27 protein-coding genes and 1 tRNA gene are annotated in these 25,500 nt (G+C 51.0%); 7 read left to right on the top strand and 21 right to left on the bottom strand.

Features of this window, described 5'->3' with window-relative positions:
• Positions 1-3 precede the first annotated feature (3 nt).
• Both aroC and prmB read right to left on the bottom strand, forming a co-directional pair.
• Positions 4-1,089, bottom strand: coding sequence for a chorismate synthase (gene aroC, locus GBC03_12670; GenBank protein QFS70994.1), 1,086 nt, complete (start codon positions 1,087-1,089; stop codon positions 4-6).
• A gap of 26 nt (positions 1,090-1,115) precedes the next feature.
• Positions 1,116-2,048, bottom strand: coding sequence for a 50S ribosomal protein L3 N(5)-glutamine methyltransferase (gene prmB, locus GBC03_12665; protein ID QFS70993.1), 933 nt, complete (start codon positions 2,046-2,048; stop codon positions 1,116-1,118).
• Positions 2,049-2,216: 168 nt separating this feature from the next.
• On the opposite strand from prmB, the gene smrB reads away from it, so the two are divergent.
• The gene (gene smrB / locus GBC03_12660; protein ID QFS70992.1) at positions 2,217-2,768 is read left to right on the top strand and encodes an endonuclease SmrB; all 552 of its coding nucleotides are present in this window, start codon (positions 2,217-2,219) and stop codon (positions 2,766-2,768) included.
• Positions 2,769-2,848: 80 nt separating this feature from the next.
• Here the strand turns inward: smrB and sixA are convergent, their stop codons facing one another.
• From sixA to GBC03_12640, 4 genes are all read right to left on the bottom strand, one after another.
• Positions 2,849-3,334 (bottom strand): phosphohistidine phosphatase SixA, encoded by a 486-nt coding sequence (gene sixA, locus GBC03_12655; protein QFS70991.1) that lies wholly within the window; start codon positions 3,332-3,334, stop codon positions 2,849-2,851.
• 207 nt (positions 3,335-3,541) lie between these two features.
• The gene (gene fadJ, locus GBC03_12650) at positions 3,542-5,686 is read right to left on the bottom strand and encodes a fatty acid oxidation complex subunit alpha FadJ (GenBank protein QFS70990.1); all 2,145 of its coding nucleotides are present in this window, start codon (positions 5,684-5,686) and stop codon (positions 3,542-3,544) included.
• On the bottom strand, positions 5,686-6,996 hold the full coding sequence (gene fadI / locus GBC03_12645) for an acetyl-CoA C-acyltransferase FadI (protein QFS70989.1): 1,311 nt from the start codon (positions 6,994-6,996) through the stop codon (positions 5,686-5,688). Before fadI ends, fadJ begins: the two co-directional genes overlap by 1 nt.
• Positions 6,997-7,175: 179 nt before the next feature.
• Positions 7,176-7,460 (bottom strand): DUF406 family protein, encoded by a 285-nt coding sequence (locus GBC03_12640; GenBank protein QFS70988.1) that lies wholly within the window; start codon positions 7,458-7,460, stop codon positions 7,176-7,178.
• 373 nt (positions 7,461-7,833) lie between these two features.
• Between GBC03_12640 and fadL the strand changes: the two genes are divergently transcribed.
• Entirely contained in the window at positions 7,834-9,174 is a 1,341-nt protein-coding gene (fadL, locus tag GBC03_12635; GenBank protein ID QFS70987.1) for a long-chain fatty acid transporter FadL, read from the top strand.
• Between the two features lie 74 nt (positions 9,175-9,248).
• On the opposite strand, the gene mlaA is transcribed toward fadL, so the two are convergent.
• The gene (mlaA, locus tag GBC03_12630; protein QFS70986.1) at positions 9,249-10,004 is read right to left on the bottom strand and encodes a phospholipid-binding lipoprotein MlaA; all 756 of its coding nucleotides are present in this window, start codon (positions 10,002-10,004) and stop codon (positions 9,249-9,251) included.
• A 291-nt stretch (positions 10,005-10,295) separates the two neighbouring features.
• Between mlaA and GBC03_12625 the strand changes: the two genes are divergently transcribed.
• The 3 genes from GBC03_12625 (at position 10,296) to GBC03_12615 (ending at position 12,706) form a co-directional block, all read left to right on the top strand.
• Positions 10,296-11,237 (top strand): hypothetical protein, encoded by a 942-nt coding sequence (locus GBC03_12625; protein ID QFS73988.1) that lies wholly within the window; start codon positions 10,296-10,298, stop codon positions 11,235-11,237.
• Positions 11,238-11,313: 76 nt separating this feature from the next.
• Positions 11,314-11,388, top strand: a tRNA-Arg gene (locus GBC03_12620).
• A 160-nt stretch (positions 11,389-11,548) separates the two neighbouring features.
• Positions 11,549-12,706 carry a tyrosine-type recombinase/integrase gene (locus GBC03_12615; GenBank protein ID QFS70985.1) on the top strand — a complete coding sequence of 386 codons (1,158 nt, stop codon included), beginning with the start codon at positions 11,549-11,551 and terminating at the stop codon, positions 12,704-12,706.
• Here GBC03_12615 and GBC03_12610 read toward each other — a convergent pair whose 3' ends face one another.
• From GBC03_12610 to GBC03_12600, 3 genes are read right to left on the bottom strand one after another with little or no spacing between them, the layout of a single operon-like run.
• The gene (locus tag GBC03_12610; protein QFS70984.1) at positions 12,707-13,096 is read right to left on the bottom strand and encodes a LexA family transcriptional regulator; all 390 of its coding nucleotides are present in this window, start codon (positions 13,094-13,096) and stop codon (positions 12,707-12,709) included.
• A 1-nt stretch (position 13,097) separates the two neighbouring features.
• A complete protein-coding gene (locus tag GBC03_12605; GenBank protein ID QFS70983.1) occupies positions 13,098-13,337 on the bottom strand; it encodes a DNA polymerase V in 240 nt (79 codons plus the stop codon).
• A 58-nt stretch (positions 13,338-13,395) separates the two neighbouring features.
• Positions 13,396-14,616 (bottom strand): ISL3-like element ISKox3 family transposase, encoded by a 1,221-nt coding sequence (locus tag GBC03_12600; protein QFS70982.1) that lies wholly within the window; start codon positions 14,614-14,616, stop codon positions 13,396-13,398.
• A 493-nt stretch (positions 14,617-15,109) separates the two neighbouring features.
• Between GBC03_12600 and GBC03_12595 the strand changes: the two genes are divergently transcribed.
• Positions 15,110-15,379: an XRE family transcriptional regulator gene (locus GBC03_12595; protein ID QFS70981.1), complete on the top strand. Its 270-nt coding sequence runs from the start codon at positions 15,110-15,112 to the stop codon at positions 15,377-15,379.
• 4 nt (positions 15,380-15,383) lie between these two features.
• On the top strand, positions 15,384-16,106 hold the full coding sequence (locus GBC03_12590; GenBank protein ID QFS70980.1) for a hypothetical protein: 723 nt from the start codon (positions 15,384-15,386) through the stop codon (positions 16,104-16,106).
• A gap of 25 nt (positions 16,107-16,131) precedes the next feature.
• On the opposite strand, the gene GBC03_12585 is transcribed toward GBC03_12590, so the two are convergent.
• The 11 genes from GBC03_12585 to GBC03_12535 all read right to left on the bottom strand — a co-directional run bounded on the left by GBC03_12585 (position 16,132) and on the right by GBC03_12535 (position 25,474).
• A complete protein-coding gene (locus GBC03_12585) occupies positions 16,132-16,710 on the bottom strand; it encodes a tail fiber assembly protein (GenBank protein ID QFS70979.1) in 579 nt (192 codons plus the stop codon).
• Positions 16,710-17,834 carry a phage tail protein gene (locus GBC03_12580; protein ID QFS70978.1) on the bottom strand — a complete coding sequence of 375 codons (1,125 nt, stop codon included), beginning with the start codon at positions 17,832-17,834 and terminating at the stop codon, positions 16,710-16,712. Before GBC03_12580 ends, GBC03_12585 begins: the two co-directional genes overlap by 1 nt.
• A 64-nt stretch (positions 17,835-17,898) precedes the next feature.
• The gene (locus GBC03_12575) at positions 17,899-18,249 is read right to left on the bottom strand and encodes a hypothetical protein (protein QFS73987.1); all 351 of its coding nucleotides are present in this window, start codon (positions 18,247-18,249) and stop codon (positions 17,899-17,901) included.
• Between the two features lie 156 nt (positions 18,250-18,405).
• Positions 18,406-19,110, bottom strand: coding sequence for a hypothetical protein (locus GBC03_12570; protein QFS70977.1), 705 nt, complete (start codon positions 19,108-19,110; stop codon positions 18,406-18,408).
• A 1-nt stretch (position 19,111) separates the two neighbouring features.
• Positions 19,112-20,530 (bottom strand): baseplate J-like family protein, encoded by a 1,419-nt coding sequence (locus tag GBC03_12565; GenBank protein QFS70976.1) that lies wholly within the window; start codon positions 20,528-20,530, stop codon positions 19,112-19,114.
• Entirely contained in the window at positions 20,527-20,859 is a 333-nt protein-coding gene (locus GBC03_12560; protein ID QFS70975.1) for a hypothetical protein, read from the bottom strand. Before GBC03_12560 ends, GBC03_12565 begins: the two co-directional genes overlap by 4 nt.
• On the bottom strand, positions 20,856-21,572 hold the full coding sequence (locus GBC03_12555) for a hypothetical protein (GenBank protein ID QFS70974.1): 717 nt from the start codon (positions 21,570-21,572) through the stop codon (positions 20,856-20,858). The genes GBC03_12560 and GBC03_12555 overlap by 4 nt, the downstream gene beginning before the upstream one ends.
• On the bottom strand, positions 21,569-22,591 hold the full coding sequence (locus GBC03_12550; protein ID QFS70973.1) for a hypothetical protein: 1,023 nt from the start codon (positions 22,589-22,591) through the stop codon (positions 21,569-21,571). The genes GBC03_12555 and GBC03_12550 overlap by 4 nt, the downstream gene beginning before the upstream one ends.
• On the bottom strand, positions 22,591-22,866 hold the full coding sequence (locus tag GBC03_12545) for a hypothetical protein (protein ID QFS70972.1): 276 nt from the start codon (positions 22,864-22,866) through the stop codon (positions 22,591-22,593). The genes GBC03_12550 and GBC03_12545 overlap by 1 nt, the downstream gene beginning before the upstream one ends.
• A complete protein-coding gene (locus tag GBC03_12540; GenBank protein QFS70971.1) occupies positions 22,863-23,588 on the bottom strand; it encodes a hypothetical protein in 726 nt (241 codons plus the stop codon). Before GBC03_12540 ends, GBC03_12545 begins: the two co-directional genes overlap by 4 nt.
• A gap of 2 nt (positions 23,589-23,590) precedes the next feature.
• On the bottom strand, positions 23,591-25,474 hold the full coding sequence (locus GBC03_12535) for a transglycosylase SLT domain-containing protein (GenBank protein ID QFS70970.1): 1,884 nt from the start codon (positions 25,472-25,474) through the stop codon (positions 23,591-23,593).
• Positions 25,475-25,500 lie beyond the last annotated feature (26 nt).

Raw genomic sequence — 25,500 nt, 5'->3', positions numbered from 1 at the left:
CTCTTACCAGCGTGGAATATCCGTTTTGACATCCGCATTTTGCGCCCGTTGACGTAACAGGTGATCCATCAGCACGATCGCCAGCATCGCTTCCGCGATCGGTACGGCGCGGATCCCCACGCACGGATCGTGGCGTCCTTTGGTGATCATCTCCACCTCTTCGCCAAAGCGATTAATGGTGCGCCCTGGGACGGTAATACTGGACGTCGGTTTCAGCGCCATGTGGGCCACGATCTGCTGACCGCTGCTGATCCCGCCCAGAATACCGCCAGCATGATTGCTCTGGAACCCATCTTTGGTGATTTCGTCACGGTTCTGGCTACCGCGAAGCGCCACGACGTCAAACCCGTCGCCAATTTCGACGCCTTTCACCGCGTTGATGCTCATCAGCGCGTGGGCGATGTCGGCATCGAGACGATCAAAGACCGGCTCGCCCAGCCCTGCCGGTACGCCGCTGGCGACCACGGTTACCTTCGCGCCGATGGAATCGCCCTCTTTTTTCAGCGCACGCATCAGTTCATCCAGCACCTCAATCTTATCCGGGTCCGGACAGAAGAAAGGGTTAAGCTCTACCTGCGACCAGTCTTTGATCGCCAGCGGAATGTCGCCCATCTGGGTCAGACAGCCCTGAATGATAATGCCAAATTTTTCAGTGAGATATTTTTTAGCAATCGCCCCTGCCGCCACGCGCATCGCGGTTTCTCGTGCTGAGGAACGTCCGCCGCCACGATAATCGCGCAGACCATATTTCTGCTCGTAGGTGTAATCCGCGTGTCCGGGACGAAACACGTCCTTGATGGCGCTGTAGTCCTGTGAACGCTGATCGGTGTTTTCAATCAGCAGCCCAATGCTGGTGCCTGTCGTTACGCCTTCAAACACGCCGGAAAGGATTTTGACCTGATCCGGTTCACGACGCTGCGTTGTGTAACGTGACGTGCCAGGGCGACGTCTGTCGAGATCGTGTTGCAGGTCAGCTTCCGTCAGCGGAATGCCCGGCGGCACACCGTCGACGATACAACCGAGCGCCAGCCCGTGCGATTCGCCGAAGGTGGTTACACGAAAGAGTTGTCCAATTGTATTTCCTGCCATTGCGGTCTCGTTGTTGTCGTTGTGGTTTAATCTTTATAGAGGCTGAAGTGCTCGCGGGCAGCGATCAATTCGGCTTTGGTCAGCATAAAGACGCCATCGCCGCCATTGTCAAATTCCAGCCAGGTGAACGGCACATCCGGGTATTGTTCCATCAGATGTACCATGCTGTTACCGACTTCACAAATCAGAATACCGTCATCAGACAGGTAATCCGGCGCGTTGCCCAGAATGCGACGGGTGAGTTTCAGGCCGTCAGTACCGGACGCCAGCCCCAGTTCCGGCTCATGACGATATTCATTAGGCAGATCGGACATATCTTCCGCGTCAACGTACGGTGGGTTGGTCACGATCAGGTCGTACTGGACCTTAGGCAGGTCGCGGAACAGATCGGAGCGAATGGGCGTGACGTGATGGATCAGACCGTGCTCTTCAATGTTGCGTTCCGTCACGGCCAGCGCGTCTGCCGAGATATCTACCGCGTCCACTTCCGCTTCCGGGAAGGCGTAGGCGCAGGCAATAGCGATACAACCGCTACCCGTACACATATCCAGTATGTGGTGAGGTTGTTGTGCAATCAGACCCGCAAAGCGGTTGTTGATCAGCTCGCCAATCGGAGAGCGCGGCACCAGCACGCGTTCATCGACATAGAACTCATGGCCGCAGAACCAGGCTTTATTGGTCAGATAGGCCACCGGGATACGTTCGTTCACGCGACGGATCACGCGCTCAACAATACGGTGGCGTTCGCTGGAGGTCAGGCGCGCGGTGCGCATATCTTCGGGAATATCCAGCGGCAGATACAACGAGGGCAGTACCAGCTGTACGGCTTCATCCCACGGGTTATCCGTACCATGACCGTACCAGATATTCGCCGCACTAAAACGGCTAACCGCCCAGCGCAACATGTCCTGAATGGTATGCAGATCACTCACTGCTTCATCAACGAAAATTTTATCCATTTGTTCCTCCAGGGCATGCTCGCATTAATTTCGGCGGCTAGTTTGCCATGAAGACGGCGATAAATCAGCAATCACGCAGGGGTAGCGGGTGAAAATTGCGTTTTGAGCATTCGCATCCGCATCGAGTCGGGTAAACTAGCGGATAATAAAAAAAGATGAGACCGCAGAATGAAAAAGAAAACATCGCTCAGCGAGGAGGACCAGGCGCTGTTCCGACAGTTGATGACCGGCACCCGTCAGATTAAACAGGACACGATTGTTCATCGCCCGCTACGTAAAAAGGTCACCGAAGTTCCGGTTAAGCGACTGCTTTCTGAGCAGGCCGATGCCAGCCACTATTTCTCTGATGAGTTTCAGCCGCTGCTGAATACGGAAGGCCCGGTGAAATATGTTCGTCCTGACGTCAGCCATTTCGAACTGAAGAAAATGCGTCGTGGCGATTACTCTCCGGAATTGTTTCTCGATTTACACGGTCTGACGCAGCTTCAGGCCAAGCAGGAACTGGGCGCGCTGATTGCCGCCTGTCGACGGGAGCATGTGTTTTGCGCCTGTGTGATGCACGGTCACGGCAAACATGTGCTGAAGCAACAGACGCCCCTGTGGCTGGCGCAACATCCGCATGTCATGGCTTTCCATCAAGCACCAAAAGAGTACGGCGGCGATGCCGCGCTGCTGGTGCTGATCGAGGTGGAAGAGTGGGCACCGCCGGAACTGCCCTGAGCGCAAAAACAACAAGAGCCGCATCAGCGGCTCTTTGAGAGTATGACAAACCTCATCCCGATACAGGATAAGACGACAGGTTAAATCGCTTTCGCCATTTTGAGGTTACACGGACTCATCTGCCAGTTGAATACCCCTTTTCCGCTGTCATCCAGCGTTACACTGGCAATCGCTGAGGTGGTAAACATCGGCGGCGTTTCGCCTGGGCACAGCTCGGACACCAGGTAACCCACTAACGGGAGGTGGGAAATCACCAGTGCGGTGGCGACACCTTCATTGGCCAGAGCTTGTAAATAAGCGCTGACCAGACCGACATCGCCGCAGGGAGTCAACTCCGGCAAAACATCCACGTCGCCTGGCAGGTTCATGCATCCCCCTACCACATCCAACGTTTGTTCGGCTCGCAGGAACGGGCTCACCAGAACACGTTCGATATCCACTTTTTGACCTTTCAGCCAGTTCGCCATAAGGCGGGATTCATCACAACCACAGGTGGTTAAGGGACGAACCGAATCACTGGCGGCATCGAGGGCCGCGTCGCCGTGACGCATGATAAAAACTTGCATATTGCACCGCTTTTGTTAACCAGAATCACACGCACCCCAGCTAAAACCTCTCAGGGTTGCTGTAATGCAGTGGCCGGCATTGTGCCTTATCCGTTCACTGAATGAAACGCTGTGTTTTACCTCAATGGCGTAAGTATAGTCAATCTGTGTTTACAATTTAACCAAACCACAACCATTCAGTACGGATTTACCTTACATTTGACCTTGTTAATTCAGGTCAGTTGCATCTGCTTTCCAGAAACTTTCACCCCGCTCCGCCATCTGTAACAGCGTATCGCACGGCAAAAACCGTGGACCATACAGCGAAGCCAGACGTTGCAATACCGCAACCACTTCACCCGCGCCGAGAGAATCCATATAACGGAACGGGCCACCGAGAAACGGAGGAAAACCAATACCAAACACCGCGCCGATGTCACCATCGCGCGCGCTACGGATCACCTGCTCATCGAAGCAGCGCGCCGCCTCATTGAGCATTAACATGACGCAACGTTCCGCAATCTGCTGGGTGGAGAGCCGACTTTGCCCCTGCGCGCCAATAAGCCTATAAATTGCGGGGTCGACCTGTTTTTTGCTTTTACGCCCTTTCGCCCCATAAAGATAGAAACCCCGACCATTTTTTCTACCTTTGCGATCGTCATTCAATATTGATGAAACAACATTTGCAGGGGCGCTAAAACGCTCGCCATAAGCGGCTTCCAGTATCGGTATAATTTTAGTGCCTGTGTCGATTCCGACCTCATCCAAAAGTTGGATTGGCCCAACAGGAAAACCAAACTTTACCAGTGCGCTGTCGATCTGTTCGACCCGCTCGCCTTCGGTTAGCAGGCGAATCGCTTCATTGATATACGGTGCAAGAATACGGTTTACGTAGAATCCAGCCTTATCACGCACCACAATCGGTGTTTTGCCCTGTTTTTTCGCCAACTTAACCGTGGTGGCGATGGTTTGCCCCGACGTCGTGGCATGCGGGATCACCTCCACCAGCGGCATTTTCTCAACCGGGCTAAAGAAGTGCAGACCTATCACCTGCTCGGGTCTGGCCGCTTTTTCTGCAATATCGCCAATGGGTAAAGATGAGGTATTGGACGCAAAAATGGTGTGAGATGCGCAATTTTGCTCAACTTCCGCCACCATCTGTTGTTTTAACGACAGATCTTCAAACACCGCCTCAATAACCACATCGCGATGGGAAAAGCCGCGATAGTCCACCGAACCTGAAATCAGCGCCAGCTGTTTGTCACGCTCGCTGGCTTTGATATGCCGGCGACGTACCTTCGTTTCAAGCTGATCCCAGCTGTATTTCAGTGCGTGATTGATTCCTTTGGGATTAATGTCTTTGATGCGAACTGGCAAGCCACCTTTACAGGCAGTAACGTATGCAATGCCCCCGCCCATCAGCCCGCCGCCTAATACGCCGACGCTGCGTAACGGTCCTGGCGAAACCTCACTGCCCGGATCCTTTTTCACGTCCGTACTGGCAAAAAAGATATTACGTAACGCCTGGGATTGCGGCGTCATCGCCAGCTCGCCAAATGCGCGCGCTTCCGCGTCATAGCCGCTGCTGCTGCCCTGCGCCAGTCCCGTTTCAATCACCTGCAAAATGCGTTCTGTCGCCGGGTAGTTACCCTGAGTTTTCTGTTCTGTTTTCTTGTCGACCATGCGGAACAGCAACGCTCGCCCAAGTGGGCCCGCCAGAATACGTTCACGAACCGGAAGGGATCGATGACTGGGGCGATCTTTTTTCGCCCATTCCACGGCGGCGTCCAGCAGGATCGTCTGCGGAACCACCTCGTCCACCAGCCCCGCTTTCAACGCCTGCTTCGCGCGAAGTTGCTTACCGGTGAGGATCATATCCAGTGCCGTACTGACGCCTACCAGTCGCGGAAGCCGTTGGGTGCCGCCTGAACCCGGTAGCAGTCCCAGTTGAACTTCCGGTAAACCGAGAACCGTTTTCGCATCATCCGTACAGACACGCGCATGACAGGCCAGCGCCAGTTCAAGCCCGCCGCCCAGACAGGCTCCGTGAATGGCGGCAACCACCGGGATCGGCAGCGCGTTGATCTCAGCCATCAGTTGCTGCCCCTGTCGCGCCAGCGTTTCCGCTTCTTGCGCGCTTTTGCAGCGACTAATCATATTGATATCCGCCCCGGCAATGAAATTGTCCGCTTTCGCGGAAACGATCACGACGCCGCGAATCGCCTTGTTTTCACGGATCTGTTTAAGTATGACCCGAACCTCGGAGGCGAATTCCGCCTTGAGGGTGTTCATCTTTTCTCCTGAGACATCAACGGAAATGACGGCGACGTTGTCCAGACGAACGTTAAGCGTAAAAGCCGATGTCGTTTCCATTATTCCGCCTCCAGAACCATTGCCGCACCCAGTCCACCCGCCGCACAGGCGGTGACCAGACCCAAGCCGCCACCGCGCCGGCGTAATTCGTGCAGGGTTTGCGTAATCATCCTCACGCCCGTCGCGGCAAACGGATGTCCAAAGGCAATCGAGCCGCCGAGTACGTTAAATTTGCTGTCATCGACTTCACCGGTGGCATGGGACCGACCGAGCACCTCACGGGCAAAGCGCTCACTACCGAGTAACTGGAGATTCGCCAGCGTCTGCGCGGCAAAGGCTTCGTGCATATCGAAAAGCGTCAGATCGGCCATCGTGATCCCCGCACGTTCCAGCGCCAGCGGCGTGGACCAGGCCGGTCCCAGCAACATATCCTGCCAGACATCAATTGCGGTAAACGCGTAGCTGCGCAGATAGCCGAGCGGAACCAGCCCCAACTCTTTGGCACGGGATTCCGTCATCAGGATGACCGCCGCCGCGCCATCCGTCAGCGGTGTACTGTTTGCCGCCGTTACGCTGCCATGTTTCCGGTCAAATGCCGGACGCAGTCTGGCATAGTCCGCCAGCGTGGAGTTGCCGCGAATATTGTTATCTTCAGACAGGGGATCTTTAAAAGGCGGCGTGTAGGTGGTCATCACCTCATCGGCCAGCTTTCCTTCTGCCCACGCCTGGGCGGCGCGCTGATGAGAGCGATGCGCCAGAGCATCCTGTTGTTCACGGGTAATGCCGTAGGTTTTCGCCATCTGTTCGGCGGTATCGCCCATTCGCAGGCCGGTAGAGTACTCCGCCACGGCAGGCGGGACGGGCATCAGATCGCGCAAGCGCAGACGGGAAAAGAGTTGCAGACGCTGCCCCATCGTGCGGGCTTTGTTGACATCAACCAGCACCCGCGCCAGTTTTTTGCTGACGCCAATGGGCAGCACCGAAGAAGAGTCCGCCCCGCCGGCGATACCTGCACGAATAGTACCGGCCATCAGGCTTTCCGCAACGTTAGCGACGGCCTGAAAACTGGTCGCACAGGCACGACTGACGCTGTAGGCATCGGTATGCACATTCATCCCGGTCCCGAGCACAATTTCACGGGCAATGTTCGGCGCTTCCGGCATCTGGACGACCTGCCCAAAAACCAGTTGCTCAATAACATCGGCAGGGATTTCACTGCGCGCAAGCAGTTCGCCAACCACCATTTTGCCGAGATCGACGGCGGGAATGCCATGATAGGCGGTCGCCTGACGGGCAAAAGGCGTACGTAATCCGCTCACAATGGCGATGCGATCGCCCTGACGGGTGACCAGCGGTAAAACCTGACGCATAACACTCCCCTGTAAAAATAAAATAAGTGGTCTGACCTGATCATAGTCTTAACCAATTTTTTACATTTAGCCAAGCGGTGCGCAAAGAAAGTGAGAGCTATGGCACAGTGAATAATCACTGCCTGAAATGAAAATGCCCCGGGAAAAATCACCGGGGCATCAAAAACAACGAGGCGGGATTAACGCAGACCCAGCTGGAAGATCAGGGTTTCGGCTTCACAGGCGAAGACAAAATCGATATCCAGACGCACACCGTCAGACTCTTCGGTGAAGGTTGAGGTGATTTTGCACGGTTCTGATTCCACGCTACGCGCTTTTTCGGTCAGCGCCGCCAGCGTCTCTTCTGCATCTGCGCGGTTAGCGAACACGCGGCTGTATGATGCGGTGCAATCGGAGTTGTCCATGATGGTACCAACATCCATACAGCAGCAAACCGGGGTTTCATCAGCACTGCATTTACTCATTGTAGATTTCCTCTGTATTTTGCACCCAGGGTGCCAGATAAACGATGGGGATATTTTACGCTCCCCACATTCGCCTCTCCAGTTGTTAATTGTGCGAAATGCGATAAGTGACCGAAATCACACTTAAAAATGATCCAGAACAAATTTCACCCAAAAGAATGAGTGCGCAAACCGTCAATTTTGCCAGCTGGATCGCGTTTTTAAGATCACAATTGAAAAAACTTATAAACATACTTGCAACATTTCATCTGGTCAGACCTATACTCACGCCACTGGTCTGATTTCTAAGTCGTACCACAGACCCTACACTTCGCGCTCCTGTTACACCATGTAACATAGTTTGTATAAAAATAAATCAATTGAGGTTATGGTCATGAGCCAGAAAACCCTGTTAACAAAGTCTGCTCTCGCAGTCGCAGTGGCAATTATCTCCACCCAGGCCTGGTCTGCAGGCTTTCAGTTAAACGAATTTTCTTCCTCTGGCCTCGGCCGGGCTTATTCGGGTGAAGGCGCTATCGCAGACGATGCAGGTAACGTCAGCCGTAACCCAGCGCTGATCACGATGTTCGATCGCCCAACGTTTTCTGCGGGTGCGGTCTATATCGATCCGGACGTCAACATCAGCGGACGCTCGCCGTCTGGCCGTAGCCTTGATGCGGATAACATCGCACCAACGGCATGGGTGCCAAACGCGCACTTTGTTGCGCCAATTAACGATCAGTTCGGTTGGGGAGCATCAATTACCTCTAACTACGGTCTGGCGACAGAGTTTAACGATACCTACGCGGGCGGTTCTGTCGGCGGTACCACCGACCTTGAAACCATGAACCTCAACTTGAGCGGTGCTTATCGCCTGGATGACGCCTGGAGCTTTGGTCTCGGTCTGAACGCCGTTTATGCACGGGCGAAAATCGAACGCTTCGCCGGTGACCTGGGTCAACTGGTCGCCGGTCAGGTAATGCAATCGCCTGCCGGACAAACGCCGCAGGGTCAGCAACTGGCTGCCACCGCAAACGGCATCCCGAGCGATACTAAAATTGCCCACCTGAACGGTAACCAATGGGGCTTCGGCTGGAACGCCGGGATCCTGTATGAACTGGATAAGAACAACCGCTACGCCTTGACCTACCGTTCGGAAGTCAAAATTGATTTTAAAGGCAACTACAGCAGCGATCTGCCGCCAGCGATCAACAACTACAACCTGGGCATCCCGACCGCTACCGGCGGCGCAACCCAGTCGGGTTATCTGACCCTGAACCTGCCAGAAATGTGGGAAGTGTCGGGTTATAACCGCGTGGCGCCGCAGTGGGCTATTCACTACAGCCTGGCCTATACCAGCTGGAGTCAGTTCCAGGAGCTGAAAGCGAAATCCACCAGTGGTCAGACGTTGTTCCAGAAAGATGAAGGCTTTAAAGACGCCTACCGCATCGCACTGGGTACCACCTACTACTACGATGACAACTGGACGTTCCGTACCGGTATCGCCTTCGATGATAGCCCGGTTCCATCTCAAAACCGTTCTATCTCAATTCCGGATCAGGACCGCTTCTGGCTGAGCGCCGGTACCACCTACGCCTTCAATAAAGATGCTTCAGTGGACGTTGGCGTCTCTTACATGCACGGTCAGAGCGTTAAAATTAGCGAAGGTCCATACCAGTTCGAGTCCGAAGGTAAAGCCTGGCTCTTTGGTACCAACTTCAACTACGCATTCTGATTTGTTGCAGATGTAAAAGTTGCAGATGTAAAAAAGGTGAGCTTTTTGCTCACCTTTTTATTTGCCCAATCGACTCACTCGGAATCGATCTCTTTCAGTTCGTCCTGAATCGCCTGCGCGTTCGGGTTTTCCTGCGGCTTGAGCTTCCCGCCATCCGCGATAAAGTCATGACGCTGGAAGTAAGCTTCACGAACCATAATGTAGGGATCGGAGGACTGGCGCAGCAAACCATCGGAATCCAGCAACTGCGCGCGGGTTTCAATCCCTTCAATCGTCCACTTACCGATAGACATCGGCCAGGTCAGCCAGGAAAGAACCGGATAGAACGTATCCGCCATATCACCGCCGTCATCACGAATAGTCCAACTGCCGTAGAACGGTAATTGCACGTAAGGACCGTAACCTACGCCATAGTGGCCGAGGGTACTGCCGAAGCGATGTGGCTCAACGCGCTGCAGTTTCTGGTTAGCCATACCGGCGACGTCAATAAAGCCGCCCATCCCCAGAATCGTGTTGAGGAAGAAACGGGTGAAATGCACCATCCCCTGATAGGGATCACCCTGCAGGAAATAGTTCACCATGACCGCCGGTTCTTCCAGGTTTCCGGTAAAGTTGCTCAGACCATTACGGGCAGGCTGCGGAACATAATCACGCCAGGCGACAGCCACCGGTCGAACGATATACGGATCCAACACATTAAAGTTGAAGTTGTACATGGTGCGGTTGAACCCTTCAAACGGGTCTGAACGCCCCTGCTGTTCTGTGCCAGAACTTGCACACCCCACCAGCAGTGTGGTTCCCAGCGCAAGCGCCGACAGGCGAAGCTTCATAAATGTCTCCCTGTTAATTATGGCTATCGCTGATTGCCATCCATGACGGAACGCTACCGTATCCGCCTGTAAAGGTGTGAGCGATTGTAACAGTACGTCAAACGATGTCTATATCACCGAACTCGTTGATGTGATCATAGCCTGGTCACACCAGAATCGCCGCGCTTCTATTCTAGCGAGATAGCGAAAAACAAACGTTACCATTTTTGCGTTTTCAGAGTATGCCCTGACGGGGTTCAGGCGAAAAACCGCTACGCTTTATTTTGTCTGTGCTCATACCGGGGATGAATGATGGTTGATCATGAAAACGACAAGATAGATACACATAGCGACGAGCTAGCCGTCGAAAGTGAAGAGAAACAGAGCGGGAAGAAGATAGAAGTGGATGAGGACCGCCTCCCCTCGCGGGCGATGGCGATTCACGAGCATATCCGTCAGGACGGGGAGAAAGAGCTGGAGCGGGATGCGATGGCGCTGTTGTGGTCAGCCATTGCCGCCGGGCTTTCGATGGGAGCCTCACTGCTGGCAAAAGGCATCTTCCACGTCGAGCTGAAGGGCGTCCCGGGCAGTTTCTTGCTGGAAAATCTCGGCTATACCTTTGGTTTTATCATCGTCATTATGGCTCGTCAGCAGCTATTTACCGAAAACACCGTCACCGCCGTGTTGCCCGTGATGCAAAATCCGACGTTCGGTAACGCGGGCCTGTTAATGCGACTGTGGGGCATCGTGCTGTTGGGGAATGTACTGGGCACTGCGATTGCAGCGTGGGCCTTTGAATACATGCCTATCTTCAACGAAGAGACCCGTGATGCGTTCGTTAAGATAGGCATGGAGGTGATGAAAAACAGCCCCACGGAAATGTTTGCCAACGCCATTATTTCCGGCTGGCTGATTGCCACTATGGTCTGGATGTTCCCGGCAGCGGGCGCAGCGAAGATCGTGGTGATTATCCTGATGACGTGGCTGATTGCGCTGGGCGATACCACTCACATCGTGGTGGGTTCGGTTGAAATTCTCTATCTGGTATTTAACGGTACGCTGCACTGGAGCAACTTCCTCTGGCCATTTGCCTTACCGACGCTTGCTGGAAACATTTGCGGCGGTACCTTTATCTTTGCCCTGATGAGCCACGCGCAGATCCGCAATGATATGAGCAACAAGCGTAAAGAAGAAGCCAGGATAGCGGCGCAAAAAAGAGACAACGCGCAGAAAAAGGTGGAAAAACAGTCCTGAATGGCGACGGTTTGAACAGTCAGGCGGCCCCTCACTTACCGAGGCAAACAAAAACCGGTATACTCGGTGCCGCTTCGTCCCCTTAGTTAAATGGATATAACGAGCCCCTCCTAAGGGCTAGTTGCAGGTTCGATTCCTGCAGGGGACACCATTCTATGGTTCGCCGCCCTCCGCAATAGTTCGCAAAATCCCTTACACAGCAAGCATCAAATAAAAGACCAGTTCGCCATAGTTCGCAATAGAACGTTGACAGCCGCATAGTCAGGCGGGTAAAAAACGAGTAAATAATTTTACCCACCGGAATTTTACCCATGCTCACCATCAAGCAGATCGACGCGGCAAAGCCGAAAGATAAACCGTACCGGCTGCTCGACAGCAATGGCCTTTACCTTTATGTGCCGGTTACCGGAAAGAAAGTCTGGCAACTTCGTTACAAGATCGATGGTAAAGAGAAGGTGATGACAATAGGCAAATATCCTTTCATGTCATTGCAGGAAGCCAGAGACAAGGCATGGCTTGCGAAAAAGGATGTATCTGTCGGTGTAGATCCGGTAAAGGCTAAAAAACTGTCAGTCAAAGACAACTCGTTCGGCTCTATATACAAGGAATGGTACGAGCATAAAAAACAGGTATGGTCAGAGGTATACAGCACAGAACTGTCACGCATGTTCCAGGATGACATTCTGCCATTGATTGGCGGGATGGAGATTCACGAGATAGAACCGATGCAGATACTGGAAGTGATCCGCAGGTTTGAAGACCGTGGGGCAATGGAGAGGGCCAATAAGGCAAGGAGGCGCTGCGGGGAAGTGTTCAGGTACGCCATTGTAACCGGCAGGGCCAAATATAACCCCGCTCCTGATCTGGCTGATGCAATGAAGGGATATCGCAAGAAGAACTATCCTTTCCTTCCTGCTGATCAGATTCCGGCCTTCAACAAAGCTCTATCTGGCTTCTCTGGTAGCATCGTATCGAAGATTGCAACACAGGTTTTGCAGTACACGGTACTGAGGACTAAAGAACTCCGGTCCATGCAATGGTCGAACGTCGATTTTGAAACCAGGACGATTACTATCGGTGAAGAGGTGATGAAGGGGCGCCGAGTTCACCTTGTCCCCATGTCAGACCAGGTAATTTCTTTGCTTGAAACACTGAAGCCTGTAACTCAGCCGATATCAAGTTTCGTTTTCGCCGGACGCAATGACAAAACAAAGCCGATTAGCGAGAACGCCGTGCTGCTGGTTATTCGGCAGATTGGATATGAAGGCCTGGCAAGCGGACACGGCTTCCGGCACCAGTTCAGCACAATCATGAATGAACATGAATGGCCTGCTGATGCCATAGAAAAGCAACTGGCACACGCAAACAGCGGATCAATACGTGGCATTTACAACCATGCTCAGTATCTCGATAAGCGTCGTGAAATGATGCAGTGGTGGGCTGACTACATAGACGGAAATGCCGGGTAATCACATCACCGGACAATCATCAAACTCACCTGAGCGAGCATCGTTGATGATGTAGGTGATCACCCCGAATACCGGTGATGATACGTTGTAGTCACCAGTCTGCCCTGGTATATCTTCACGCTTACCGCTCTCCAGATTCACCAGGTGTGGTCTTGGGTGTAAACGATAACGCTTTATCCTTAACTCATCATCTATCCTACAAACGAGCAGAGAGCCATCACATGGTGTTAGTGAGCTATCCACGACCAGCAAGGCACCATTCTGGATGCCTTCTCGCCAGTATGTTTGGCCCGCTCTCATGAAGTATGTAGATGCTGGATGTTCAATAAATTTTTCGTCAAGCGATATGCGATGATCGATGTAGTCAGCCGCCGGTGATGGGAATCCCATGTCATAGCCCTCCGTTGGGGTTATAGAGCATGAACAAACGATCCTCGCCTTCCGTAGGGGAAATATCCTTGAACGTGCTTATGCTGGCCTCTATCCAGGCATTTGCATCCCGCAAGGAGAAATCCCAGTTAACCTTTTTAAGTTCTCGCACAAAATCAACTGTTCGTAGTGTTCTGCGACCGCTGGGTTCAACAACTACAGCAGACCTGAATGCGGCCTCAATGTCATAACGTCGCGGCATAAATCCCCCATATAAATAATGTTTATATATGGGTCTTCCCCGATCATGGTGGGAAGGCTCAGAACGCCATATTCAGCTTTCCGTAGTGGAACATCACCCCCAGTTTAAAGCGCTCCCGGTTTCGGTATCCCCTGGCTTTTATCCTCAGCAGCCTGATCTTGCTGTTAAGTGCCTCCGCATTTCCGTTTGAGACACTGTGTCGCATCGCATTCAGGATCCCGTACAGCCTTTTTCCTATCGTTTTCGCGGCATTTTTCATCATGGGAACGTCACTGTTAGCCGCCAGCGCCAACCATCTCTGCCAGTCACTCCGTCTTTCCTCGCTCCATGGCCTGTTCCAGATATCCTTTGCCAGCTCTTTCAGCGCCCAGCACTGGCTCGTCAGCTTCATCTGTGCACGCAGCCACATCAGCTTTTCCTGCCGGGATTCGGTCATCCACTTATCGCTGTACTGCCACAGGAAGCGGGTTCCTTTTGCCTGGTGTCGGCTTTCAACAGGGAGGTGCGGATGTTCATTCTGACGGGTTTTATCAACTACCTCGCCCAGTTGCTTCGCCACATGGAAGCGGTCAAAGGCGATTTTCTCAACCGCACTGGGTAAGTGGATACGCGCTGCTCTTATATAGCCCGCGTTCATGTCCATTGAGAGCGTTTTGATAGCCAGCAACTGCCCATCAGTGAGCGTGCGAAGATAGCCGGCAAGACTCTCTGTGCCGCGATCATCCGTTAAGGCCAGCGCCCGACCATCGCGATCGGAGATCACCGTTATGTAACGATGTCCTTTTTTAAAGGCGACCTCATCCACATTCATATGACGGGCGGATAATGGCTTTTTTATCCGGGCAAGACCTCGCTTAACTGCCCGGGTCATAATGCCGTCAACCGCATTCCAACTGAGCTTAAGTTGCTTCCTGACAGCATCAACGGTGCTGATTTTCAGCCATGAGAGAACGAACGATTCGAATAGCAACGTATACCGGCTTCCGGGGCCAGCCCACGGAACAGGCAACGTCAGGCAGCCATGCTCCGGACACATAATTCGTGGAACATCGGCTTCAACAATAGTGGTGAACTGGCAGGTATCAAGATGGCGCCATTTACGATGACGGTGATCGTGAACAGAACAGGATTTACCGCAGGTCGGACAGGCTAGCCGGGTGTTTTCAGCGATCTCAATAGTGACAGTAACAGAACCGGCATTTTCATCGAGAGAAAGGGACTTTACCTGCCACGGATCGGACAGGTTGAGAATATGAGCGTAGAGGGACTTTTCGTCCATGGCGGTGACCTCTGGCGATTAAATACACCATTATCATGCCTTCAGCCACCACAACAAGGGAAGACCCTTATATATACAGTATATTCTTTGAAAAGGTGGATTCAAGTTGTTTTCAAGCAAGGGTTAGCAGCCTTCTGAAAGGATGGAGAATTTATTTTATACGTCACATAGTTTTCTTTGATAAAGGGGGAGACAAGTGTTGACCAGTAGCACCATTGGGGCTATACTTAAACACATGAGGTAGCGGAAAGGCCGCAGCCCAAATCCCGAAAGGAAGAACACATGAGCAAAGCAATGACCCAGGCAGAATTAGCAAAAATCAACGCAGAAATTGCAAAGCTGATTGCTGAGACGTCAAAACTCAACAGAGAATCAGCCTGGTATCCGATTGTTGTAGCCACAGGGCTCATCGGCGCGGTAGCCACCATCACTACAGTGCTACTCAAATTTTTCTGACAAGAAGCCCCGAAAGGGGCTTTTTTAAAGGTGACATATGCGACTGATTAACGATTACACGCCGCCTACACCGGATGATCTCAACCGCCTTAAAGAGCAACTCGGTTATACTGGTACTCAAATGGCAGATCTTGCAGGTGTTGCCAGCAACAGCCAGTGGCGTAAATACACTGGCGGTGAATCGCCCCGCGCAATGTCACCCCACATCCTCTTTTTTATGGCTGCGCAGTTGGCGTTAAGTGATGAAGATGTGGCTGCTGTACTGGAAAAAATGCGGGAAATTGGCGCAGAAATTCAAGGAAAGTAACATTATGTTAATTGTATCTGTTTTACGTTGTGGCAAAAACTTTACATCTAAGCACGCGCAATGGTTACATCGTCAATTCGGGGGTAGAAAGTCTTTGTGCCTTACCGATGCAAAAACTATTGAAGGTGTGGAAACGGCACCGTTACTTTATAACTGGCCAGGTTGGTGGTCTAAGATTGAACTATTTAACCCCGATCATCCTGTCATTGGTAATCAGGACTTACTATATTTTGATATTGACGTTGTCGTTACAGGAAACCTTGACGTTTTTGAAATAGCAACTGACTTCACAATGCTACGTGAATTCAATCATCCAACACGTGTAAATTCTTCAATAATGATGATCCCCGTGTCAGTTAAACGTAAAGTATGGGAAGCATTCATTGCAGATCCAGACAAAATCATGAATGAATGCCAGACAGAAGAAAAATGGGGAGATCAAGGATTTATTGGTAGTATCCTTCATCCTATGCTTTGGCAGGACATCATTCCTGGCTCAGTGATAAGTTACAAATGTGATATCGCAACCAATAAAATGATTGGCTACAACTCGGTTCTGGCAAATCCAAATGCGACTGGAGAAGTTCCTGAAAATGTATCCGTTGTTTGTTTTCATGGCAGTCCAAGGCCCTGGAGAACAGGTTTCAATTGGGTTCCTTCTTTCTCAATAAAAGATTCCCTGTATGGGAAATTAAAAAATTTTAAACTAAAATTAAAAAACAGTTAGTAAAGCCCCTTACGGGGCACTGATATCACACAGGAACTTCAGGCCATTCGATATCTGGTGCCCTGCTAACGTCAATCCGATTTAGCAGAACGCGATATTTCTTGAAAGCCATAAGTAGTGTTTTTTCTTCGGCAGTAGCCATATCGAAATCAACTGCATCTTGTAATGTTGCAATACTATTATTAGCTTGTGCCAACAATTTTTTCTTTTCAGCGTCAGCATCACTGACTAACGCAATCTGTATCGCTTTCGCATCATTCACCCACGCCTTACCATTCCATTTTTGCCATGTATTAGCCGGTGCTAACGTGGTTGTCCCTTCCGGATATGCGCCTAGCTCGGTGATCACCAGTTCGTTGCCGTTTTCTGTATCAAACACCACCTCACCACGATGATCCTCACGGGAAATCCATCTTTGCTTCTCTGAATCAAAAATCGCCACAAATCCCGCTTTTATTGCCGGTGGCTTTATCGTGGTGCAGTTAGCTGGCAGTCCGGTATGTGCAGGAATAAAAGCGTCACCGGAACCAATAAATTCATTCGTATCGGAACGCAGGTTATAAACAGTAACTGTTTGATCGGTTTCACTCATTTTAAAAGTCATTATGCGAGTCTCACTATGTAGTTAAATGCAATGTTCTTAACGGTCGTTTCTGCGTTACCCGACGCGGCGACGGTAATCGTGTGACTATGTACGCCAATTGCTACGGTATGAGAGTGAGCGCCAATATTTACGGTGTGATTATGTGCGCCAATGTCAACCGTATGGGCATGTGCCCCAGTAGACGATGTTGTTGCGGTTCCAACCGTAAACCCCGTAGCCCCCGCAGCGTTGCTTCCATCACCTTTTTCTTCATTAAGTACAGGCAGCGTATGTGCATGCGCCCCCGTTGTATTTGTCGTTTTCGTGCCATAGTCAAACGTACTGGCTGTTTTAGTACCGTAATCAAATGACGATGAAGTTTTTGTACCCAAGTCTGTATTATCAGCGGACGCACTGTGCGTGTGTGATTTGATCTCGTCCTGTTCCAGAGACAATACAGCGCGACCACTGGCTGGTTTCCCCTTGATGGTCTGCCCCCGCATATCAGGTATCACCCCAGATGGATAAGCCACAGTCAGAAGAGGATAAACAGAAGTATCAAAAGATTGTCCCTGCATTAACGCATAACCAAATGGTGTTGAATCTGAAGGCCAGGGAATTGGGGCGCCTACAGGTAATGCAGAGCCTTCTCCCAAACCAAGGTATGTGAGAATGTCAGCAGCCGTTTTTTTACCGATGATGTCACGACCAACCGCAGTAAGATCGGTGAGTGCTGCAGAGTCAACGCCGTTAAAGTACGGCAACTTATTTGCAGCTCCGACAAGCGTAGCAAGAGCTGTTAAAGTGGAATCCAGAGGCTGAAAATTCGTTAACAGATAAGATAGCGTTCCAGCCGTCATCATGTTCGCGGCGATATCATTTGCGGACCATGCTCGGGCAACAGTGCCCTCCTGCCCGCGTTCGATCGTCATCGAATCACCAGTTCGTTCAGTTACATGAACAATTTCAGAGAGAGAGCCCGTAGCAGAATCAACAATAGTAAGCTTAAAGAAGCTCGTCCCGGAAGCCGGGGACGGGAACAGAGCACCCGTGCCAGTGTTGACGATGAGTGACGTTGCAGACGAGTTTATTCCGGCCGCCAGCACTGTTTGTGCATTATTAGCGGCTAAGAGTGTGAGTGCCATTTATCCTCCGGGATTTTGGTAATAAAAAACCCGCCGAAGCGGGTTTATTTTTCTATGTTTATCACTACCACTGATTTTTTAAATCACTTTCCGACATCTTTAACCTAAATATTTCATTGTATTTCTTTATATAGGTTTCAGGTGATGCCCGGCATTTCATTTGAAAATTCGCATCAAAAGAATTTGGATCTTTCTTAATATCAATTACAGCATTGCTTTTTATCAGCGCCTTTACCATATCCCTATATTCATCATGCGATATAAGCAACATATCGCCAATCATGCGATCGCCAGAGTACTGTCCACTCATTGCATCATTTGCGGCATTTGTAATAAGAAGGGATGAGGCGGCGCACATGTTGTAAATATTAGAGTCCGTTGGCTTGATTCCTGTGGTTCTTATCTCGTTTAACATCTGATTGTATTCATCTTGATCCTGTGGTGAAAGTTGTTCTCCCCCCCACGCTTGGGTCATCAAAAACAGAAACACAAGCAATGTAGATATTATATGTTTTACAAACATTTAGCTCCCCCTTGCCAGGACGCAATTAAGTGGCAGCATAATAACAATTCAACCAATGATAGTCACGCTCACGGGTTGGTAAAATGGCATGTGTAGCAGGCCGCTATCAAAGGCCTGCTTGAATAACGATGCATATTCATAGTCCGTGCTTTTTATCAAGACGCTTTTGTTTTGATTAAAAGCCTGTGAGTTATAAGTGAAGTGATTAAACATGGAGGCGTCTGTTAACCTCCAGAATCCCTTAATTATTGAGATGCTTGCCCCTGAACTTGAGAGCAAGACCGAGATACTCCACCTCTGATCGTTAACGACGTCAACGCCATCAACCCCGGTAAGAAATCTCATTATCCGACGCTTTAACCATGGGATGGTAAAGTAATACCCATCACCTTTGTAGAAATTCCACGTCATGATGCGCTTAAACAGATCATCTGAAACGACAACCTGCTCTGACTGATTAACTACCTTTCTGCCATTGAATGGTAACTGGTTGAACAGGACGGCGTTGTAAGGGCCGAATACGGATTGCTTTCCACTGACCAGCACCGGCGGCTTAACGCCATAAATCCCCCTGGCTATCCATTTTAACTGGTCACCAGCATTATACCCGCCGACAAAGATCGGCAGGTTGGCGTTAATCATCCATGAATAAATGTCCTGCGCCATTGTGTTATACGCAGAGACGAATGCCTGGAGATCATCATCATCGTTATACTGCGTATACAAGTAAGACTTAATGATATCTTCAAGCATATTATATTCCGTCCACGATAACCCCGTCAGAGGCAATGAACCAGTAGCTGTAAGGGTCGCCGCTGATAATGTTGGTTCCGGCATCCACTCCTGTGATTACACCATTCACCGTAACAATAACGTTCAGTGTAGAAATCAGGCTCATATCGAGCGTGCTGTTAATAGCCTGAAGAAATACATCCTTGACGTTATTGATATTCATCGGCTTTCCAGCGAATATCCCGTTTACATAATTGATAACCGGCTGTGAAACCAGTGAGGCGATAGTCGCGTCAGTCAGATAGTTGGCGCTTTCCGTCGCCCACTCAAACTTAATCGTCACCAGCTGCTGCAGCGGGATAACAAAGGGTATGACGTAGTTGTCAGGCCAGTCATTGATCGTGACAACGTTATTCCTCAGGTTCGGAGTGACAATTCCGCCGCCTGTCCATGCCCCTGAGGCAGTGGTATTTATGCCAATAGAAAAAGTGTTGGGGCTCAGTACGGTAATGGTAAGGTTGACGTTGTTGACGCCACTCATCCCTGTTACGCCGGTAATACGAATCACCTGGCCTGAGCTGAAACCATGAGTGATGTCAGTTGTGACAACCCCAGGGTTCGCATTGGTGATCCCGGTTACATTAAGGTCTGCACCCTTGAGCCTGCTGATGTCGCCTGCTGACTTATAAATGGCTCCTGCCATTTCATAGATATCGCCGCCACCGCACATCACGATCCAGGAACTACCGCTCTGGACTACGGAAACAAGACGAGCCTGAACATCATTCAGGTCAGTTAACTTCTGGCGGATAAAGCCAGGATATCCCTGCACAGTCGACATCTGAGCTTCCCATACGCGCTCGCGAAACTCGAAGTTAGTTTCAGGCGCTCCACCAGAGGTGCCGGCAACCGGGTTGGTGCAGGTCAGGGCAATGTCAGACGGCAGACTGGTGAGGATCTGGTTAACAGAACCGACCGGAACGGCCCACGAACCGGTGTTTGTCGCAATAGCTGTTACCATCGAGCTGACGCCTGAAGACAGGACCACTGTCGCATCAGCGATCTGGTAGGTATAAGTGCCGTCGCTGACCAGAAACCCCTGCGGTATGACGAATCCTGCTGGACCGCTAAACGTCACAGGAACGGTAGTCGATCCCTCAGTTTTTTGTGCGCTTATTCCTGCCTGCTGCGCCAGGAGGTTCAGCATGTACATATTCGCTTTCAGCGGGCCGACGGAGTTTATGAGGTCGACGCGGATCTGATCGGCAATGAGCAGCGCGCCAACATCAGTACCTACGATATCCTCAATCAGGGAGCCTGGAAGGTCTGTCGTGATGCCCGGTGATAATTCAGTTGCTCTTGAAACAAGATCGGCGCGCAGTTCTTCGGATGTTTTCGGCACGGGCCCGGCTGCGTCATAGCTAACGGACAAATCACTCATACGTTCACCGTTGTGATAATTTTAGAACCGGCGTTCGTTATCGCCGAAATGTTGTATACGGGCGGGTCATCACTCACCAGGGCGATCTGCAGCGATGAGAAATACTGACTAAATTGCCGTTGAAGCCTGTCGACGTAGTAGGTAGGAAGCACCTGCTGAATGACCGAGCTCTGAGCCGGGATGCCATTATTTGCAAAAAATGGTGACTCCTGCGGCGCCAGCTTCAGATTCTGGATCAGCGTCGTCAGATAGATAGAGTCGTTGAAGCCATTTTCATCCGGAACCACCAGCACCCACTTGCCATTTGCATCTCTTCCGTAGGTTCTCATTGCGTGATATTCCCGTTGAAAGTAGTGGTCGGAACGCCGGTGTTTGCACCGCCATTACCGTTTGAATGCAGATGATTATTCAACCATGAAACCAGGGCGGCCCAGCCGGTGTGCATAATCTCTGGGCTGGTGCTGGCGGTTGAGTCCTGCAGCTTCCCGCTCTGGCCCGTGATGCTCCACATACCCTGCGTAAGGGTAAGGACAGTGCTACCGACTGTGACCTTAAACAAATCAACGGCCGCAATCGTCACGCTGTCAGGCGTTAACAGAAACGTTGTGTTGCTGCCCTGGTCCCTGATAGTCACGCCCTCGGGCCCATAGATAGTGACAACGTTCCCGTCGACGGCCTCCCACTCCGTGTTGCTGATCGGCAGGTATACCAGAGCGCTCAGGTTTGCCGGAGGGGTTAAGTCAGCGACGCCGCCTCCCTGCCCGCTGACACCGCCGAGATAGGTGTCGGCAGGAATAACAATGCCCTTATCACCTGGCTGCATCGGATAGCGGATGTACTGTGGGCCAAAAAGCGGAATAGTGACATTCGGGAAAACATATGGCGTGTCATGCAACTCGAAGGCCACGGTGACCATATTGCCTTTCTGCTCAACAATGCTGGCAGGAAGTATCTTCCCTGCAGCCTGGAACGCCTCCTGGAATTTCTGCTCAGCGAACCTGTTCATGTTCCGGCCGAAATTTAGCTTCTGGTCAACGCTCATTTTGTCTTAACCGCCTCCGCCGGATATGCCTCAATCACGGTGATCCACGCTTCTGCTGTTGGCTGCCTGCTGTTACCCAGCAACCGCACCGATTGAACGACGAATTCACCGTTAAAGGCAGAGTCGTCTCTAAACTGGGAGTAAGAAGATGCCTGAATCATCGGCCTGGCCTTCTCCGGCATCAGGATGTGGTCGCCAGTCTGTAGGTCAGCGCGCATAACGCAGATGACGCTGACAACGCCAAAACTGATCCACGTTGGCTGGCCGATCAGGTCATTGAAATTTATCTGGACGGGATTTTTGCTCCTTTCCGTCGCGCTGGTCTTCGAGCCCTGATCGGGGTGATTGGCGTAGTCGTTATCCCACACACGGATTTCGTTGCCGTTGACCACGGCAATTTCAACGCCCGTATAGCCTGGGTCTTTGATGCGGGACAGCGAAAACGCTCTCAGGTTTTTTGCCAGTTCAGCGAGGGAGCCGCAAAACATGGGGCGATCGTAATTCAGCGTCAGCCTGTCGCTGATGCTTATGTTTGGTGTAAAGCCGCCCATAGTCATTATGCATTGTGTCAGTGCAACGGAAAGTTTCTGCCCCATAGACCACGGCATGGTTAGCTGGAGAGGAACCATTTGCCCGCGGGCCGTGGTGTTAACCGGACCAGTGACAATGATGAAGTCCAGCCTCAGCTCTGTGCCCTGCCAGTTGCCGAACACCTGAAAGATATAGCCTTCTATAGCTAGCTTTTTATTCACCGAGCCTGCCAGTGGAAGCCCTTTTGACATGCTAACAAAGATCTGAATTTTTTTACCATAGCGATTCTGCCTTGCCTGCTGCATGTCTCTCGGTCCAATCCCCCATATGGTTAAGTGAGTTTCACCCTGCGGGGTAGACTCTCCGAACCTGAGAATGTCAAATTCAACCATCAAGGCGCCAGGGTTGTACGCTCCATTTTTATGACTGGAGTAGTGCTGAATGACTTTATTCTTGCTATCAAGAATATTTATTTCGTAATAACGCATCAGCTCGTTACCTCAATCTGTCCGTTCTTTTCGCGCCAGATCATGGTCGTCGATGAGAAAACTCCACTTAAAAGGTTTATCCCCCCAGTAGATGTTGAGCCTACGACGGCGGTATTCATGACCGTGTTGTCAGAACTATCAGTGATCAACAAATACCAACGCTGTGCGGCGATGTTCCACCTCATCTGGCAGGTATAGACGTTCCCGTCCAGAATTGGTGAGAACGTCATGCTACGCTGCTCTCTTCCAGTAAATGGATAATTGACGGTACTCATATCCCGAACGCCCCCTGGAGTTTACCGATCAGTCCAATTACCCCCTCAGCACTACTTGCTACCGCTCCACCCAAGGCAGTATTACCAAGAGATGATGCTGTGTTTGTCCATGAAGGTGTTTTATTGGGGTCCCCGGCATCTATTCTCTTAAGGAAGTTGGTAACAGCCCTATCAGCATCAGTGGTGGTAATAAGGGGCTGCTCGAAATCCCACATCCATGTCAGCTGAGGTAATGCATCATTTCCGCTGGTGACATCCTTTACAGTGCGCAAAATGCAGCGGTTATAGATAACTGATGGGGTAGCAACGATGAATGTTCCGCCCAAGTTGGCGTGTGCCTGTAAGACAGACTGGAGTGCGCTTATTGTTACCAGCTTTGTCATTACCCCGGTGTTTTCGTTAACCGGGGCCTTCATTTCCAGAGCAACACGCAACGGTTGTGCCAGTAAGGCATTCGCGGCCACAACCTGGTTAGCAAAAGGATAGCGGGCAATGTCATAATCTACTATCGTCGCGCCCTGCACTGGCTTCCAGTGACAGAAATACTTATCCAGGTCTGTAAGATTTATTGCGCCCCCTAAAAGACCAGTAACAAAACTGGCACTTTGGGTCAGGGCAACAATCGGTAGCATACCACCTGGGATTGCCTGCGCGATGCCATCGCACAGGATAACCGGGGATATTTCAAACCCCAGCTTGTACATCTCACGAGTGAACCCCATTATTATCGTGCTCCGAGTTGAGCGCTTGTTACGACTGCATTTCCACCAGTATTGTTATAAACAACAAGTCCGGCGCCACCAGAGTTTCTGTTGCTGTCGATAGCCTGCTGGAGAAGCTGATTGGTTTTAGCAGTGTTACGAGCAATTTCTGAAGTTTCCTGGCTGGGGGTGTTGGCTGGATTTGGCTGTGTGCCGTAAATAGCCGCGTATTGCTCTTTCACACGCCCAGGATAGTTAATATTCTCCTGACTACCGCGGTTCTTACCCCCATTATACCAGCGCAACATCTCATCAAAATCGCCTCCAGATTGCTGTTTTGCCCACGACATAACCCGTGCTCCGGCCATTATGTTGTCTCGTGGATCAAAAGGATTTTCACCTGGTTGAAAATTCATGGGCATTACTTGCATCAGACCCTGAGCACCAGCTTTGCTCACAGCATTCTGATCCCAGGATGATTCCGCAGCCGCAACTGATTTAAGGAGTTTTGGGTCGAGGTCGAATTTTTTCGCGGCTTCTTCAAAATACGAATCGTAGGCTGTTGGTGTCACGCCTGAAGCTCTTTTCAACCATTTCAAACCAGCTGAAACATTTGGGTCACTTTCACTCCCTGGAATGTAACTCTGTCCAGTTTTTGGGTCGACAACTGGTTTATCACTTAGGATTGATGAGCCTGATTTAATGTCATCGACTGACAGGTTAGTTTTACCAATAATCCAGTCAACAACCTTCCCAATTACTTTTCCAAGCTTCTCGACTTTTACCATGAAGTTTTCGACATCATTTTTAAAGTCGGGAGAGGCCAGGTAATCACCAAATCGCTGAATACCACCAGCGAGCCCGTCTATCCATTTCCCAAGTTCTGGAGATTGAAGAACAGTATCGATAGCACCAGACAGCGCATCAGAGAGTTTTGTCAGTCCAGGGGTAAGCGGGCCAAGTCCACGGATGAACGTGTTTTTGATGCTCTGACTGCTGTAGTCGAGTTGAACATTGAAGTCCTGCCATTGCCGGGCCTGCTCATCAGTGATCTGCAGCAACTGAGCGTCACGCTTCGCACGTTTCTCCATAGCGTCGATCTCGGCATCGCTCATATTTTTAAAGCGATTGAGGTCGTCAATGCTGAAGAAGCTGGTCAACCCGTAGGCGTTAGCCCCCTGCAACGTGCCACCTGTTTGCGTGAAAATACTCCTGGCGGCACGAATCATCTCCGGCAGCAACTGGTCCGGTGAACGGTCAGGGTTATTGATCCCCATAGCCTGGAATTTCCAGCGCTGGGATAAATCGGCCTGAGTGTCACGAATGGCGCCCAGTGTCGCTGTTGGGTTGGCCACTGCACGCTGGTAGTTAATGGCCGTTGAATCCAGGGCACCAATCGAGGTATTCAACCCCATAGAGGTGAATCGCTGGGCGCTCGCGGTGGATGCCAGGCGGTTCAGTCCGAACAACCCACCAGCGCCGAGAACACCAGTAAACAGCCCTACAATACCGCCCCATGACAGCAGGCTGACTGTGGCGTCTTTGATATGGCCGGCGAACTCTTTTGAGTCCTTTTTAAGTTTGCCAAATATGCTGGAAGAGCCAGCAGTTTTCTTATTCAGGTCACTCTGACGCTTATTGGCATCGTCAAGGCTGGTGTTGATGCGATCGAGGTTATTCACCATCATATTCAAAGCATCAACGCCATCCAAAAAAGCCTTTGTCATCCCCTCTGCTTCTGAGGATGCTTTTGACGTTTCGCGGGCGGTGTCGCCAATACCCTGCGCAGATGCCCGCCATGCTTCGGGAAGATCTTCAAGAGCAGCCTGGTACTCATTGAATTTATCCATAAATGACAGGAATTTCTCATCATTCACGTCAACTTCAATAATGGATTTAGCTGCCATTGAAATAGCCTCTTTCTTTTAACGCA

This window comes from Citrobacter telavivensis, assembly GCA_009363175.1.
GTDB lineage: Bacteria > Pseudomonadota > Gammaproteobacteria > Enterobacterales > Enterobacteriaceae > Citrobacter_A > Citrobacter_A telavivensis.
Note: the sequence above shows the minus strand (reverse complement) of the source record. Positions and strands in the feature narration are given on the sequence as shown.

Coding starts and splice junctions, on each gene's coding strand:
- GBC03_12560 (QFS70975.1), bottom strand. CDS start 20,859: ATGAGAACCTACGGAAGAGATGCAAATGGCAAGTGGGTGCTGGTGGTT.
- GBC03_12580 (QFS70978.1), bottom strand. CDS start 17,834: ATGGCACTCACACTCTTAGCCGCTAATAATGCACAAACAGTGCTGGCG.
- mlaA (QFS70986.1), bottom strand. CDS start 10,004: ATGAAGCTTCGCCTGTCGGCGCTTGCGCTGGGAACCACACTGCTGGTG.
- GBC03_12570 (QFS70977.1), bottom strand. CDS start 19,110: ATGCTTGAAGATATCATTAAGTCTTACTTGTATACGCAGTATAACGAT.
- fadL (QFS70987.1), top strand. CDS start 7,834: ATGAGCCAGAAAACCCTGTTAACAAAGTCTGCTCTCGCAGTCGCAGTG.
- fadI (QFS70989.1), bottom strand. CDS start 6,996: ATGCGTCAGGTTTTACCGCTGGTCACCCGTCAGGGCGATCGCATCGCC.
- GBC03_12610 (QFS70984.1), bottom strand. CDS start 13,096: ATGGGATTCCCATCACCGGCGGCTGACTACATCGATCATCGCATATCG.
- GBC03_12555 (QFS70974.1), bottom strand. CDS start 21,572: ATGAGCGTTGACCAGAAGCTAAATTTCGGCCGGAACATGAACAGGTTC.
- aroC (QFS70994.1), bottom strand. CDS start 1,089: ATGGCAGGAAATACAATTGGACAACTCTTTCGTGTAACCACCTTCGGC.
- GBC03_12585 (QFS70979.1), bottom strand. CDS start 16,710: ATGACTTTTAAAATGAGTGAAACCGATCAAACAGTTACTGTTTATAAC.
- GBC03_12625 (QFS73988.1), top strand. CDS start 10,296: ATGGTTGATCATGAAAACGACAAGATAGATACACATAGCGACGAGCTA.
- GBC03_12545 (QFS70972.1), bottom strand. CDS start 22,866: ATGAGTACCGTCAATTATCCATTTACTGGAAGAGAGCAGCGTAGCATG.
- GBC03_12590 (QFS70980.1), top strand. CDS start 15,384: ATGTTAATTGTATCTGTTTTACGTTGTGGCAAAAACTTTACATCTAAG.
- GBC03_12535 (QFS70970.1), bottom strand. CDS start 25,474: ATGGCAGCTAAATCCATTATTGAAGTTGACGTGAATGATGAGAAATTC.
- GBC03_12595 (QFS70981.1), top strand. CDS start 15,110: ATGCGACTGATTAACGATTACACGCCGCCTACACCGGATGATCTCAAC.
- smrB (QFS70992.1), top strand. CDS start 2,217: ATGAAAAAGAAAACATCGCTCAGCGAGGAGGACCAGGCGCTGTTCCGA.
- GBC03_12565 (QFS70976.1), bottom strand. CDS start 20,530: ATGAGTGATTTGTCCGTTAGCTATGACGCAGCCGGGCCCGTGCCGAAA.
- fadJ (QFS70990.1), bottom strand. CDS start 5,686: ATGGAAACGACATCGGCTTTTACGCTTAACGTTCGTCTGGACAACGTC.
- GBC03_12550 (QFS70973.1), bottom strand. CDS start 22,591: ATGCGTTATTACGAAATAAATATTCTTGATAGCAAGAATAAAGTCATT.
- GBC03_12615 (QFS70985.1), top strand. CDS start 11,549: ATGCTCACCATCAAGCAGATCGACGCGGCAAAGCCGAAAGATAAACCG.
- GBC03_12640 (QFS70988.1), bottom strand. CDS start 7,460: ATGAGTAAATGCAGTGCTGATGAAACCCCGGTTTGCTGCTGTATGGAT.
- GBC03_12605 (QFS70983.1), bottom strand. CDS start 13,337: ATGCCGCGACGTTATGACATTGAGGCCGCATTCAGGTCTGCTGTAGTT.
- prmB (QFS70993.1), bottom strand. CDS start 2,048: ATGGATAAAATTTTCGTTGATGAAGCAGTGAGTGATCTGCATACCATT.
- GBC03_12600 (QFS70982.1), bottom strand. CDS start 14,616: ATGGACGAAAAGTCCCTCTACGCTCATATTCTCAACCTGTCCGATCCG.
- GBC03_12540 (QFS70971.1), bottom strand. CDS start 23,588: ATGGGGTTCACTCGTGAGATGTACAAGCTGGGGTTTGAAATATCCCCG.
- sixA (QFS70991.1), bottom strand. CDS start 3,334: ATGCAAGTTTTTATCATGCGTCACGGCGACGCGGCCCTCGATGCCGCC.
- GBC03_12575 (QFS73987.1), bottom strand. CDS start 18,249: ATGTTAAACGAGATAAGAACCACAGGAATCAAGCCAACGGACTCTAAT.